Below are 14,146 nucleotides of genomic sequence, written 5' to 3' on the forward strand. Positions count from 1 at the left end.
GATCGACCGCAATTTTCTTCCGCCACCGCGAATTCGTGACCTTCAGTTCGAAACAAGCTCATAACCTTGCAACCTTGAGGCCTCGAAAATCATGAGTTCGCGAGAGCAGATTCTCACGCAAATCCGGAAGTACCTCCCTCAGTCAACCGAGCTTCCCGATCACCAGGGTGAGTGGACCGAGTATCCCGATCCGTTTGAGGAATTCAAAACAGTCCTGGAAGGAGTCGGTGGCGTCTGCGAAATCGTCCAGTCGGTCAATGATATTCCGGGGCGACTTGCCGAACTGAACGCTGCCGAGTTGACCGTGGTGTCATGCGTTCCGGACGTCTTTGAAGATCGTTTTGACCTCAATACGATTTCTGATCCGCACGACTTGCAAGATGTCGACTGGGCGATCTTGCCCGGGGAACTGGCTGTTGCAGAGAACGCTGCCATCTGGGTCACAGACAAAAACGTCCCGCATCGAGTGCTCTATTTTCTGTCCCAGTATCTCGTCCTCGTCGTCCCGCGCTCTCAACTCGTCAACAATATGCACGAGGCTTACGAGAAGATCGATCCTTCCGGCCGAGCGTTCGGAACGTTCATCTCGGGGCCCTCGAAAACGGCGGACATTGAACAGTCACTCGTCAAGGGAGCCCATGGAGCCCGAACGTTGACGGTCTTCTTCGTCGAGGATCTTGAGTCATGATGGAGCCGAAGAAACGCCTCTATCTCGACAATGCTGCAACAAGTTTTCCGAAGCCGGAACCGGTCCATCTTGCAAGCGACCGCTATTCACGCAGCGTAGGCTGCGCCGTTGGAAGATCAGCAACTGGCAAAGGACAGGAAGTCCAGCGAACCGTTGACCGCTGCCGGTTGCGCGTCTCGAATCTTCTGGACATCGGTTCCCCGGATCGTGTTGTTTTCACGCTGAATGGAACCGACTCGCTGAATCTGGCACTGCACGGGCTCGTGAAACCGGGAGACCATGTTGTCACAACCCACTGGGAACACAACTCTGTTCTCCGCCCGCTCAACTTTCTCGAGAAACAAATTGGGATTTCGGTTCAATTCGTCAACAGTGACGAAGCCGGACGCGTTGACCTGTCACACCTGAAAACCTTGCTTCAGCAACGGCCACGCATCCTCTGTCTGACACATGCTTCGAACGTGACCGGGGTCTTACAACCTGTTGAACAGATCGCTGAACTTACGAGAGAAAGCCAGACTCTCATCCTTCTCGATGCCGCTCAATCCGTCGGACATCTCCCGGTCTCCCTGTCGAAACTCGGGGTCGACATTCTCGCTTGCCCCGGTCACAAAGGATTACTGGGACCGTTGGGAACCGGCGTTCTTGCTTTTCGCGAAGGAATGGAAGAGCTCATCGACTCGGTGCGGCAAGGAGGAACCGGAACAACCAGCAACGAGGCGGAACAACCCGATTCCCTGCCGGAAAAGTACGAGCCGGGAAATCACAACGCTCCCGGGCTGTTCGGGCTCGATGCAGCGATTGAGTGGATCGAAGACAAGGGGATCGACTGGATTCGAAATCACGAACAGAATTTGACCGAGCAGTTATGCGCCGGGCTCCGGGGAATCCCGCAAATTGAGCCAGCCCTCGAAACAGAAACTCAGAATCGCGTCGGCGTCGTCAGTTGCAATCTCAAATCACTCGACCCCCAAACATTCTGCTCGCTTCTCGATGAACACTTCGGAATCGAAACGCGAGCAGGTCTTCATTGTGCTCCGAAAGCTCACCAAGCTTTGGGAACTCTGGAGCGAGGAGGAACGGTCCGCTTCAGCTTCAGTCCATTCAACACGACTGAAGAGATTGACTACACATTGGAATCGATCGCTCAAGTTGCTTCAGCAGTCTGACAAAGCACGCCCTCTTTGAGTGAGAGACTCTCATTTGCCTCACTCACTTCGCTCTATCACGAACGAGCTTGCCACTTGTCTCGGCAAGACTCGTCCGCAAACTGATCGGCGATTTCGTCAGCTATCGACTCAAGATTCCATGAAGTGAAGCTGCCAGGTCAGCATCGGCGACTTCTGTTTGCGTTCCCAGTTCGAGATCTTTGACGTTCCAGACTTGTTGTTCGAATTCGCGAGAACCCGCGATAACGACAACCCGGAACCCTTTGCGATTCGCGTACTGGAACTGTTTCTGGATCTTTCGAGCCTGAGGATAAACCTCTGCGGAAATGCCAGCACTTCGCAACCGGCGACCCAGCGCGAGGTATTCTGCCATCTTCTCACCGTCAAACATCGCCACCAGCACTTGAGCGGGTGTCGAAGCAGTCTTCACCAGCCCGAGTTCATCCATCGCCGCCAAGAGACGATCCAATCCGAGACTTGCCCCCACTCCGGGAAGCTTTTCCTTCGTGAACAGCCCCGCCAAGTTGTCGTATCGACCTCCTGAACAGACGCTGCCGATGCCCGGAAGATCCGAGAGAAAGGTTTCGTAAATCGTCCCGGTGTAATAATCCAACCCGCGAGCGATCGAGACATCCAAAGCAATTCGATCGTCTTCGATTCCAACCTTTCGACAGGTCTCAAAGAGTTCTTTCAAGCTCGTCAGTCCCACCTGCCCGCGCTCATTGTCACCAATCAGACTCTCCGCATCAGAAAGAATGGACGCAGGCGTTCCGCTTAGCTGCGCGAATTCCAGAATCTGCTCGGCGGTCGCTTTTTCGATTCCGACCCCGTCCACCATTTCGGCAATGACTTTGTCAGCTCCGATCTTCGCCAACTTGTCGAGTGCCCGAAGAATTCCGACCGATTTGTCGACGACGGAATGCCGATCGAGCAGGCCATTGAGAAGTTGACGGTGATTCACTCGAATCGTGAACCCGGTGAAGCCGATGGCTTCCATCAGATCGTGAATCACGAACAGTGTTTCGATATCGCTGGCGTTGGAGTCGGTCCCGATCGTGTCGAAGTCACACTGGATAAACTCCCGATATCGTCCTTTCTGCGGCTTCTCAGCACGCCAGACAGTTCCGATGTGATACCGCTTGAACGGAGTTCCCAATTGGCCGATGTGCTGGGCAGCGAACCGAGCGAACGGAATCGTCAGATCAAAACGCATGGCGACATCGCGTTCGCCTTGATCCTGGAACCGGAACATCTGCTTGTCGGTTTCGTCACTCCCCTTTCCCAGAAGGATCTCGCTGTATTCGAGCGCGGGGGTATCGATCGGGCTGAAGCCGAAGCTTCGATAAACGCGTCGGGCGATCCCCATTAACTGCTCCCGAGCCAGCATGGTGTCGGGAAGGGAATCACGAAAGCCTTTGAGCGTCTGCGGTTTGATAAGCGAGTCGGACACGGTCTTGCTACACAGTTGGAAACAGAGGAAAGGCTGGTCGAGACCAGCCGGAAACGACAGCTTACTGATTCATCAGGAATCGAAGTACTGTCAAGGATTTGGATTCGAAAGGGTCGCTTCGATTCGAAGGCGTCTTCAGAACAAGAACTTCAGAAGCTACCCCAGAACTGGAAGGACGACTTCTCTGGCAGACATTGGTTCCGACGAGAATGTTCGCCCCTGACTGGCTGGCAAAACGGCCTGAGCGTATTCCCAAATCTGTTCGGGAGTTTCGAAGAACTTGTCGTACAGGGCGTCGTCTTCGTATTCACAGTTGTCTGTCGTGTAGTCACGGCAAATCTGTGGGCGATCTTCATAAATTCCGCAGCGATGATCTTCCTGCAGGTGTTTGCAGTCGGCATAGACCATCAGATACCACGTTCCATCTTCAACGAAAATGGCAACCCGGCCATGCAAGAGAAACCAGCGCAGGTAGTCGTAGTCCTGCCGTTTCTTGGGTGTATCAATCGGAAACGCGAAGTAGCGGCAGCACTTGGCAGTGCAGTAGGAACAGAGGACTTCCCCCTTCTTGAGATCTTCGCGACGTTTTTTCTTGGGATTGGCCACTTCGCGGCACTCCATCTTCCACAGCGGACATTCAAGACAGTCAGAGCCCGAACCGACTGACCGGATTTCAACGAGAACACGATAACCGTTCACCGCCTCCGAATGCGAGCAATAGCCGGTCTCAATGCCGAATTCGTTCCGATTGCCACCTGAAAGAGGCTGAAGCGAGAAAGAACTCGCTGTAGAAAATCACAAAGACCTGCAGTCGCCTAAATGCAGGTCTTTGTGATCAAGAGTGACCCAGACAAGGTCGCGCTCTGTTTTCTGAATTGTGTTCGATCAACCGACTCGAGCAAGTTGCTCTTTCCTGTGCACTCGCTTGTGCTGTTTCGTTCAGCAAAAAGGCTGTGTTTGCTCGTGCGAGTGAGTTCAATCCAAATCTGAAGATGCTCTAAACGAGTTCAACACGTCCGTCGGGATAATGCCTCATCGCTGGACCGACTGCCATCGGAGGACTGGTGTGAAGTTGTAGCTTCACAACAGATGACTGAACTTCACCGATCACCGTCAGAAACGACAGGTCAACGGAATCGGCGGTCATCAAGTCCTGTCTGGGAAAAGCGTTCCAATGGATGCTCTCCACAGAATCGAAACAATCGGAAAGCCCTTTCATATCAAAACGAAAGTTGACAGCTTTGAGTTGTCCGTCGTCCGCTCCTCCCACTGTTTCGTTCTGTCCAAGGAACATGGACACTTCCCACCCCGTCTCGGCTTGCGTGCACTCATATCCAACACGAGCAACACCGCTGAACGGTTCAAAGAGTGCCGATACCTGATCGACGAACCCTGCGAACCAGTGCGGAATGATGGCTTTTCGCTTTTCCGAATTTTTCTTGAGTTCTAACTGTCTCAACAGATGTCGAACTGCCAAATACGATCGACTCAACCCAGGATCTCCTGCCAAACTCAGGCCGCTGTCGCCATGCGTGATAGCGAACAACATTTTCCAACCGTGCCGATTTCGAGACCCACTAAGAGTATTTCCCTGGTCCTTCTCCGTGTCCTGTTGGTCTTGTCTATCGAGAGTTTATGACGCGTGGTCCCATCGATTTAACGAAGTTGGTCGGTGATCGGTTTCATCAAGTCATCGTGCGCCGAAAGTGCGGACAATTGCGCGCGGACAATGCGCCCATTGCCGATTAGAAGCATTTCACGATTCGATCCCGTTCTGACTGACACATTGGTTTCTTCGAACAGTCGTCCTCACATCACCCAACTCAAGCGAACCGACTCGGGAAACAGACTTTCGATCACTTCACAACGATCGCAATCTTGTTTCGAAGTGGCGCTCTTCGCTACGGTTTCGCAAGTCAGGCACCTCATTCCGGTCCTAACAAACAAACCGTCGGTCGTTTCTTCCCTCGAGACTGCACACTTCACCCGTGCAAGAGAGGACATCACAGACGCCGATCCGTTTCCGCAGCGACGAAAGACATATGACATGTTTGACTACGAGCAGCTTGGAGCATTCTACCTCGGCCGGGAATACGAACTGGAAACGTCGTCGCTGCAAGACGACTTCGTCATGTACGACGCGAAAGATCTCACGACGCATGCCGTCATCGTGGGAATGACGGGAAGCGGAAAGACCGGTCTCGGAGTGACTCTTCTCGAAGAAGCCGCCATCGATGGAATCCCCGCACTGATCATCGATCCAAAAGGAGACATGGGGAACCTGCTGCTCAACTTTCCGAATCTCGCAGCCGAAGACTTTCTCCCCTGGATCGACAAGGACGCCGCCAGCCGAGCTGGCAGAACGCCGGAAGAGTATGCTGCGGACAAGGCAGAACAATGGAAGTCCGGACTCGCAGGCTGGGATCAACAGCCCGAGCGAATCCAAATGCTTCGCGATGCCGCTGAAGTGGCGATCTTCACACCCGGAAGTGATGCAGGGATTCCGATCTCGGTTCTCAAATCTTTTGACGCTCCGCCAGAACAGGTTCGAGAGAGTCAAGACATCATGCGGGAGCGTGTCTCAACGGCGGTCTCCGGCTTGCTGACCCTTCTGGGAGTGGACGCCGATCCGATTCAAAGCCGCGAGCACATTCTCCTTTCCAATATCCTTGACTCGGCATGGCGAGACGGGCGAAATCTCAACCTTCCGGCACTGATTGGTGAGATTCAAAAACCGCCGTTCGACAAAATCGGTGTGATGGACCTCGAGACCATTTTCCCGGCGAAGGATCGTCTTCAACTGGCAATGACGATCAACAACATTCTGGCGTCGCCTTCGTTCGCTGCCTGGACACACGGCGAGCCGATGAACATTCAGAACCTCTTGTACAACGACGAAGGCAAACCTCGGCTGGCGATTTTGTCGATCGCACATCTCAACGATCAGGAACGCATGTTCTTCGTCACGTTGCTGCTGAACGAACTGGTTTCATGGATGAGGGCCCAACCGGGTACATCGAGCCTTCGAGCAATTCTCTACATGGACGAAGTCTTCGGATATCTTCCCCCAACAGCGAATCCGCCGTCGAAGATTCCGATGTTAACGCTGTTGAAACAGGCCCGGGCTTTCGGAGTCGGGCTGATTCTCTCCACGCAGAATCCTGTCGACCTCGACTACAAAGCCCTCTCCAACGCGGGGACATGGTTTCTGGGGCGACTTCAGACACAAAGAGATCAACAGCGAGTTCTGGACGGACTCGAGGGTGCCTCAGCTTCTGCTGGTGTCCTCTTTGATCGGAAGAAAATCGAGCAAACTCTCTCAGGAGTCGGAAGCCGCGTCTTTCTGATGAACAACGTCCACGAAGATCATCCCGTCCTCATGCAAACCCGATGGGTCCTTTCTTATCTGAGTGGTCCCATGACGCGGAAGCAGATTTCCGACCTGATGACTCCGTTCAAGGAACAACAAGCCGAAGATCAGTCCGAACCCGACAAGCAAGAGGTCGCCCCGGAACCGGTCATTGATTCGCGGTACGACACACTCAAGCCGATCCTCCCTCCGGACATCAAAGAGTTCCATATTTCAGTTCGCAGAGACGTCCCCCGGGATGCAGAAATCGTTTACACCCCCGCATTGCTCGCTCAGGGAACGGTTCATTACGTCGACTCGAAGTCGGATGTCGATTGCTGGAGGGACGTCAGTTGCGTTGTCCCACTAAGTGAATCCGTTTCCGTGCCGCGTGATCCGTGGGACAGCGGGACTCTGATCGCGGACCACGATTTTGAATTCGATTCCCGCGCGGCCGACGGAGTTCGGTATGCCGCCACACCTAAGTCGTGCAGTCGCAAAACTTCTTACAGAAGCTGGTGCGCCTCTTACAAGACTTACCTTTACCGGGAACAGCGACTTCAACTGCTGTTCTGCGACGATCTCGATACTTACTCGAAACCGGAAGATCGAGAAGGGGACTTTCGCGCACAAATTCGTCAGCTCGCCAGAGAAAAACGCGACCTCGAAATCGCCAAGTTGCGCAAGAAGTATGAATCGAAAATGCAAACTCTGAACGAGAGAATCCGGAAAGCGGAGCATCGGGTTGAAGAAGAGAAAGAACAGGCCGACTCCGCAACGGTTTCTGCTGCCGTCTCCATCGGGACATCGATTCTCGGTGCTCTGTTCGGACGGAAAACCTTCAGTAGCACGAACGTATCGCGTGCGGGGACAAGCATGCGGTCCGCCTCACGGGCTGCGAATCAGCGGGGAGATATCCGAAGAGCTCAGGCAGAAGTCGACAAGCTGGAACAGGACTTCCATGACCTTGAAGCTGAGCTGAATGAACAACTGGACGAGATTCGCAAAGAATTCTCCGACGAGGAAATCGAGATCGAAGAGTATCTCATCAAACCTCGAAAGAGCGACATTTCGGCCGAACCGGTCGCGGTCATCTGGATACCGCACACGATCTCATCGGATCACACACTCGTCCCCGCCAGTGATCCGTGGACAGAGTCGAATTCGCCAAGCTGACGATGGAAGACCCTGCTCTATGGAGCAAATGGATACTGCGGGCCGGTCAGATCGATCTCTTCTTCGCGACTGCCAGTGAGGAAGTCCGAGATCCGTCGCAACCGGAGTTTGCCAGTCGAATTGTCTGGCGAATTCGATGCGACTCCGGATGAAACAGTCGACGTTGCAGCCCGTTTCGTTTCGGTGTTCTTGACGAAATGAGTTTGCGATGGATCAACTTTGGCACTGGTCGACCGACGAGGAAGGAGATCGAACCCGAAGAATGGCATCGGAGAATTGCTGTTCATCTGGAACCAGGTATGTCCAACCGTACAGCCAGACAGGAACATCGATCCCAAAGCGATCAGGCAAATCGAACGCGACCTCTTCATGACTCTTTCTCTCGTAAGTTGCTCTCGTCAGTGCACTCGCTGCGACAGGTGGACAGAGTCCTCATCCAGTTTGCTCGTGTGGATTTGCGAAGACCATTCCGACAAAAGCTCTTATTCTTCGGACTGAGCAGGGAGTCCGGAAGACCCCGGAAAAATCGAAACGGACTGCAGTGCCTGACATCCCGAAGAGATCAAGGGAAGGACAACAAGGATCGCGGCAGCAATCGTTTTGATTCTGTTCATCTCCACTTCCTGCGGTTGCGATGAAAAGGAATTCATTCGAAATCGCGATCTTCTTGATCGCAAGGACCTGAGGTGATCCGGGACTTGACCACGCACGAGGAGTCGCCCTCGTTGCAGTCATTCGGGAATCCGGGGGACCGGAAAGATAACAATTCCGCGGTTGACGCCTAAACCCCAAAGTCCTGCAACGCGATGCTTCGCCCGCCGATCTGTCGATCTTGCCGAAACTTTGAGGTCTGCTTCAAACCTGCGTCCAGGAAGTCTCATCGAGGCCTGATTTCCACTGAGAGACCTGTTGCGTAACCGCATCACGATGCTTTTTGGCGACACCGCGTCGATTTCGATTCGAGCCGCATTTCCGAGGAGGCGAAATCCCCTAAGGGTTTTCCTGTAAGTAGATAGCGAAGATTCTCGTTCGTTTTTCTCCTCTCATCAGAGGCCGGAAAACGCATTTTTTACTCACTGGAATCAAGATTGCGTTTCCGCAAATTGCATCGAAGACGCTTCGAAGCGGCGATCCATCAATTTGCCTCAGAGACATGAAGTTCCGTCAATGAATCTCCGAACCATTGCAGATTTTACAGTTCTCCTCGCTCACCGAGGTCGGCAACTCGCAAGCCCCCCGCTGACAACCGATCTCGGTGAGCGTCTCGTACTGGCGAACTTGATTGACTCACTGACAGCTCAGTGGAAGCAAAACCTTCGGACGACTCTCAGTTCTGACTCCGTAGAGAGTGAGACAGCCAAAAGGCTCTGTGAAGACCTGCTGGTCCTCGAATTCTGTCTTCGTGTGACATGTTCTGAAATGCTCTCATCCGAGTCTTTGGAACTGCCCGGAATCGAACACGGAGACCATCCTCTCTGGCTTGGCCCTCTGAAGAGCGTGGTCGAAGAGTCTCTCCTCGCTGCTCGACAGCATCTCAGTGAATCCGATCATCTGCTGATCCTCAAACTTCAGCGACGCCTCAGCGTATGGACCGACCAACTCCTGGCGACGCGAGGAAGTACATTCTGGTCGGAACACTTCGTTCACGATGCAGCTCGCTACGAACAGTTCCTTCAGGATCGGAATCTGCCTGAAAGCGGGGAGTCGGCCAAACTCCGCGAAGCACTCGAGAGAGCAGCTTGCCAGATGATCGTGCCCAATCGCGTGTGCGATTCTCACTCTCCGAAAGCCGAGATCATGAGTCTGCTCAAGTCGCTTTCGAAGCTGGTTTCCTGGGATCAACGATCAAGTGAGGACTTGTCAACACGTACTCGACGCCGAATCATTGATCAGTCGCGTTGTGCGTGATTTTGGAACGAGTTGCCAAACAGAAAACTCGATCCAAAGTTCCCATGAACTGCGTCTGATTTCAGGAATATTTTGAAACTCGGAGTGATTCCGATGGTCACCAGTCTAGACTCAAACAGAATCGACCGATACAACCGATAGGAGAGTGATTGACGTATCTCTCAAGATCGACGCTTCCTGTCGTATCGCATTACCGTTTGGGTGGACTGTTTCGATGGAAGTTGGGGCATCCGTGTCCGAGCAACCTGAACTTCTGATTCTCTCCGATGGCGAGTCCCCCATGTCTTCGGTAGCGCCGGGATTGTTCTCGCACTACCGCCTGACCGAGGTAAACAGTGTGGCTGAAGCAATCAGTCGGCTGACGGGTCCGAATCCACCCGAGTATTGTCTGGTCCCTGGCCATTCCAACACAATCTCAGAAACGATCGATTGTGCCTCGCTTCTGGCACAACTTCCCGACGCCGTCTTGAAGATCGATCAATACGAGCAAATCGTGTGGGCCAATCGGGCTGCCCATCGACTTCTCAATATCCCCGCCAATGGAGAAGCTTCTCTTCCAAAGTTGTTCGAGTTGTGGAATCAGGCACAAATCGTCGGTCCCGATTTCTGCCCAGTCAATTCGGTGATGGCGACGGGAAAACGAGCGAAGACAACCGTCCGGCTCGACGAGAAATCATTCTTTGAATTCACAGTGACCCCCATTCCGGGAAATTCCCCTTCGGGCGGAAAACTGCTTCTGGCCACTCTTCGAGAGACATCGGACGAAGTTCTTCAACAGCAAAAGCTCGACGCAGTGCATCAGGCCGGGCTTGATCTTGGCGATCTCGACAGAGAAGACGTTCTTGATCTGTCGACGTATGAACGGGTCGAACTTCTCAAATCCAAGTTACTGTATTACACGCAAGAACTCCTCGAGTTCGACACCGTTGAGATCCGGATTGTCGATCAGGAGTCCGGCCTTCTGAAACCACTGCTCGATTTCGGAATGGACCCAACCGCAGCAACTCGCGAACTGTTGGCCAGTCCGCAAGGAAACGGAGTGACCGGTTTCGTCGCTTCGACCGGAAAGAGTTACCTGTGCGAGGATACGACGAATGACCCGCTCTATCTTCCGGGAGCGGCTGGTGCGAAAAGCTCTCTAACGGTTCCACTCATCCGGCACGATCTGATTCTCGGGACCTTCAACGTGGAAAGCCCTCACCCGGGAGCCTTCACAGCGACAGACCTTCGCTTTGTCGAATTGTTCTGCCGGGAAGTTGCGATCGCATTGAACACGCTCGAACTTCTGGAAGTCGAGAAGGAAACGTCGATTGCAGCCAGCACGAAGCGGATGCTTTGCGAAGTTGCGGACCCCGTCGACGAAATTCTTTCCGACACATCCTGGATGTTCGAACGATTCAGCGCAGGCGACTCAGAAACATGCGACCGAATTCGGCGGATCTTGAATCATACTCAAGACATCCGAAAACTGATTCGCGACAACAGCATGATCTGCAACACCGAAAGTGTCCGCACACCGAGACTCGGCAATGCCCATCCGCATCTGATCGGAAAGAGAGTTCTCGTTGTCGACATGGACGTCGAAGTTCGAAAGAGTGCTCACGAAATCATGGAGCAGTACGACATGACCGTCGATGCGGTTCGGACTGCTGATGAAGCTCTCCGAATGGTTCGGACGTTCGCTTATCATGTCGTCATCGCCGACAAGAGCCCGCCCGATATGAAGGGCTCCGAAATGTTCCGCTCCCTGCGGGAGATTCACGAGCATCTTCCCATCATGCTGATGACCGGATTCGGCTACGACGGCGAACACACGCTCGTCAAATGTCGAGAAATGGGAATGCGAAAAACGCTCTACAAGCCGTTTATCGTTGACCAGTTGATCAAGTCGATTGAAGACGCCATCTCCAATTCGACCGGCTCCGTCACGCTTTAAAGCAGCTTGCGAAGCTCTCTTCCTGAAATTGGCTGAGCGATCGCGATATTCATCGAATGAAACAAGTTCGAGCGGGTGCAGAGCAACCACGGAAATGGTCTAATTGCGGTTCTCAATCTGTTTTCGAACTCATAAGTGTTTCGATCAATCGCTCGATTCTCGATCAATCGAAGCACTTTGATCGTTCTTCGCCACGATTGGGCAAACTCTGAAACAATCGCCCGGCATCTCCTCGAAGGCGGTTCGACAAACTTTCAACTCCTCATCGGAAATTGACTGATGACCACAGATCGACCCCAATTCATTTCATGCGATCCAGTAACCGGACTTCCAGCAACGGCCCCTTCTTCAGACGCGGAATCCACTTCGCTCTGGGCTCTCGGATCTCCCCATCATCAGAAACTCGTCGAAGAGATCCCAACGGCGGTCCTCGAATCAGCGATCCAGAGTCAAGAAATCACACTCATCCCCATCGGAGCAGAAGGGGTCTGGACATGGTTTCGCCTTCCCCGAGTTCTGGCCCCCCTCATCGGGCCAGTCACGAATAACGCTCTCATTCTCGTTCCGCAAAATTCCAGTCAGCTCCTCCAGAGTGAGAACCTTTGGGAAGAGACGCTGACTGTCGGTGAATCGTTTGTTGTTGTCGATGCAATTCGTCCGAACCAGTTTCTGGCTACGGAGCTGCCAGAACTTGCTCCCTTGCGCCGGCGGATTCCAAAATGGCTTCGAAGTAACATCTCAACTTTTCGGCCAGTTCACATGGTCTCAGCTCCGGACGAACATGCGATTCGGGCCGGACTGCTTCAAATCCACGATGAACTCGAACCGAGCCACATTGAATCCCAGAATTGCGAGGGCGATGGGGTTCATGTCGCGGGCGACTACTGGCATGGAATCATGCACCGTCGCGAGCCCGACTATCACAACTCCAAATACTGGTTCCGGCGTGTCGGCGAGCACCCCTGCTACCCTCAACTTGCAGAAATCGCCTGCGACATCTTTGACAGTGAAGACGGCATTGAATCCGACGAATGGAAAGTCAAGATTGCCGGTTCACGATGGGATGCCAACGCATTCGTCGACTTGTGCAAACACTGTTCTCGCTCAGCAGGAACCCCATTGGAAGTTGCAGCCCGGCGCATTCAATGGTTCGAAATGATCCTGCTTCTCCGCCAAACTTACGCTGACTGCACAGGGCAAAGTCCGATGGATTTCCCCATCTGAAATCGATGCGAGTGATGAGACGAATCGGGGAGCCGCCGAAACTGGTTAATCCCCAAGAGTCTTGCAGACGACTTCTTTCGTGGCAGCGACATCGTTGCGAATCTGCTCTTCAAGCTGTTCGCGTCCCTCGAAAGTGACCTGACCCCGAAGTCGATCCAGAAACTTCAGCGTCAGCATCGATGAATACAGATCCTTCTGGAAGCCGATCAAATGGGCTTCCACCTTCTTCTCATCTCCGGAGAACGTCGGATTTCGGCCGACACTCACCGCGGCAGGAAAATCTCCATCCTCTGTGGTCGCCACGCAGGCGTAAACACCTTCTCCAGGGATGATCGTTTCAATTTCCGTCAGATTGGCTGTCGGAAATCCGATTTGACGTCCTCGCTGCTCTCCGTGAGTCACTCTCCCCTGAAGTTGATACGGACGCCCCAGTTGGAAATTGGCGTCAACAATCTCTCCGCTGGCCAGTGACTTCCGAATCGAACTGGACGAAACCATTTTCTCGCCCAACAACTCAGGCTGGATGACGAGCAACTCGATAGAATGTTGCTGACACTCCGCCCGAAGCGTCTCGATCGATCCGGTCCGCATCTTTCCATAGAAAAAGTTGGGCCCCTCGACCATTCCGCGAGCGTTCAACTGCTCGAGAATCACGCGACGAAAAAACTCGTCCGGGGTCAAGCTCAACAGTCCCATATCCGTCGGGTACGCGATCACGTGATCCACTCCGCATTCGTGAATCAACCGTGACTTCTCTTCGAGGGTCGACAATCGAGGCGGCTCTTGATCGGGTCGGAGCAGTCGGATCGGATGAGGTTCGAACGTCATCACGACACTGGGAAGCGACGCTTCACGGGCCTGTTCGATCAACGCTTTCAGAAGCTGTTGATGGCCGAGATGAACGCCATCGAAATTTCCGATCGAGACGAAGCCGCCACAGGCGGGATGAGAATCAGCGAATCCGCGAAACAATGTCATAACGACCGGGGGAACTGCTCGGTTGGGAACAAAAACTGATATCGGAAGACATCTATTGAATCCTCCAAAGAACGGCACTCGAACGTGTTCGACTCCTGGAAGATACGATCATCGACTGGCATTGTACGGGTTTGCGCGAGCAAGGCGAGTTCAGCGTTTGAAATCTCGCTCACAGAATTTTTGGATTCCGATTGACCTGCTGAGAACGGAAAAGGGGTATTGAATCCGAAAATAACGTGATACAATTCCGCGAGCAGATCACCGGACG

General features: G+C 53.3%; 11 protein-coding genes and 1 pseudogene. 6 read left to right on the plus strand and 6 right to left on the minus strand.

The features are described 5' to 3' along the window. The first annotated feature begins 91 nt into the window (after positions 1–91). Together KOR42_RS09640 and KOR42_RS09645 are read left to right on the plus strand one after the other, a co-directional pair. A complete protein-coding gene (locus KOR42_RS09640; protein ID WP_146509185.1) occupies positions 92–688 on the plus strand; it encodes a LutC/YkgG family protein in 597 nt (198 codons plus the stop codon). Beyond that, positions 685–1,857, plus strand: coding sequence for an aminotransferase class V-fold PLP-dependent enzyme (locus KOR42_RS09645; protein WP_146509187.1), 1,173 nt, complete (start codon positions 685–687; stop codon positions 1,855–1,857). The genes KOR42_RS09640 and KOR42_RS09645 overlap by 4 nt, the downstream gene beginning before the upstream one ends. A 208-nt stretch (positions 1,858–2,065) precedes the next feature. Here the strand turns inward: KOR42_RS09645 and hisS are convergent. The 3 genes and pseudogenes from hisS to KOR42_RS09660 form a co-directional block, all read right to left on the minus strand. Further along, positions 2,066–3,307, minus strand: a pseudogene (gene hisS / locus KOR42_RS09650) (histidine--tRNA ligase); the annotation flags it as partial. Positions 3,308–3,463: 156 nt separating this feature from the next. Further along, positions 3,464–3,913, minus strand: coding sequence for a YkgJ family cysteine cluster protein (locus tag KOR42_RS09655; RefSeq protein ID WP_231740826.1), 450 nt, complete (start codon positions 3,911–3,913; stop codon positions 3,464–3,466). Between the two features lie 391 nt (positions 3,914–4,304). Beyond that, entirely contained in the window at positions 4,305–4,799 is a 495-nt protein-coding gene (locus tag KOR42_RS09660) for a hypothetical protein (RefSeq protein ID WP_197441016.1), read from the minus strand. Positions 4,800–5,354: 555 nt separating this feature from the next. Between KOR42_RS09660 and KOR42_RS09665 the strand changes: the two genes are divergently transcribed. Next, entirely contained in the window at positions 5,355–7,832 is a 2,478-nt protein-coding gene (locus KOR42_RS09665) for a helicase HerA domain-containing protein (RefSeq protein ID WP_146509191.1), read from the plus strand. Between the two features lie 17 nt (positions 7,833–7,849). On the opposite strand, the gene KOR42_RS09670 is transcribed toward KOR42_RS09665, so the two are convergent. After that, a complete protein-coding gene (locus tag KOR42_RS09670) occupies positions 7,850–8,203 on the minus strand; it encodes a hypothetical protein (protein WP_146509193.1) in 354 nt (117 codons plus the stop codon). Positions 8,204–8,314: 111 nt separating this feature from the next. Continuing rightward, positions 8,315–8,446, minus strand: coding sequence for a hypothetical protein (locus KOR42_RS27645; RefSeq protein WP_261342042.1), 132 nt, complete (start codon positions 8,444–8,446; stop codon positions 8,315–8,317). A gap of 553 nt (positions 8,447–8,999) precedes the next feature. Between KOR42_RS27645 and KOR42_RS09675 the strand changes: the two genes are divergently transcribed. From KOR42_RS09675 to KOR42_RS09685, 3 genes are all read left to right on the plus strand, one after another. Next, a complete protein-coding gene (locus KOR42_RS09675; RefSeq protein WP_146509195.1) occupies positions 9,000–9,740 on the plus strand; it encodes a hypothetical protein in 741 nt (246 codons plus the stop codon). A 145-nt stretch (positions 9,741–9,885) separates the two neighbouring features. Next, positions 9,886–11,676, plus strand: coding sequence for a response regulator (locus tag KOR42_RS09680; protein WP_146509197.1), 1,791 nt, complete (start codon positions 9,886–9,888; stop codon positions 11,674–11,676). 279 nt (positions 11,677–11,955) lie between these two features. Beyond that, the gene (locus KOR42_RS09685; protein WP_146509199.1) at positions 11,956–12,900 is read left to right on the plus strand and encodes a hypothetical protein; all 945 of its coding nucleotides are present in this window, start codon (positions 11,956–11,958) and stop codon (positions 12,898–12,900) included. 45 nt (positions 12,901–12,945) lie between these two features. Here the strand turns inward: KOR42_RS09685 and KOR42_RS09690 are convergent, their stop codons facing one another. Next, positions 12,946–13,878: a bifunctional riboflavin kinase/FAD synthetase gene (locus tag KOR42_RS09690; protein ID WP_146509200.1), complete on the minus strand. Its 933-nt coding sequence runs from the start codon at positions 13,876–13,878 to the stop codon at positions 12,946–12,948. Positions 13,879–14,146: the final 268 nt, after the last annotated feature.

The sequence above is a fragment of the Thalassoglobus neptunius genome (genome assembly GCF_007859735.1).
GTDB lineage: Bacteria > Planctomycetota > Planctomycetia > Planctomycetales > Planctomycetaceae > Thalassoglobus > Thalassoglobus neptunius.

Coding starts and splice junctions, on each gene's coding strand:
- KOR42_RS09640 (WP_146509185.1), top strand. CDS start 92: ATGAGTTCGCGAGAGCAGATTCTCACGCAAATCCGGAAGTACCTCCCT.
- KOR42_RS09645 (WP_146509187.1), top strand. CDS start 685: ATGATGGAGCCGAAGAAACGCCTCTATCTCGACAATGCTGCAACAAGT.
- KOR42_RS09665 (WP_146509191.1), top strand. CDS start 5,355: ATGTTTGACTACGAGCAGCTTGGAGCATTCTACCTCGGCCGGGAATAC.
- KOR42_RS09670 (WP_146509193.1), bottom strand. CDS start 8,203: ATGAAGAGGTCGCGTTCGATTTGCCTGATCGCTTTGGGATCGATGTTC.
- KOR42_RS27645 (WP_261342042.1), bottom strand. CDS start 8,446: ATGAACAGAATCAAAACGATTGCTGCCGCGATCCTTGTTGTCCTTCCC.
- KOR42_RS09675 (WP_146509195.1), top strand. CDS start 9,000: ATGAATCTCCGAACCATTGCAGATTTTACAGTTCTCCTCGCTCACCGA.
- KOR42_RS09685 (WP_146509199.1), top strand. CDS start 11,956: ATGACCACAGATCGACCCCAATTCATTTCATGCGATCCAGTAACCGGA.
- KOR42_RS09690 (WP_146509200.1), bottom strand. CDS start 13,878: ATGACATTGTTTCGCGGATTCGCTGATTCTCATCCCGCCTGTGGCGGC.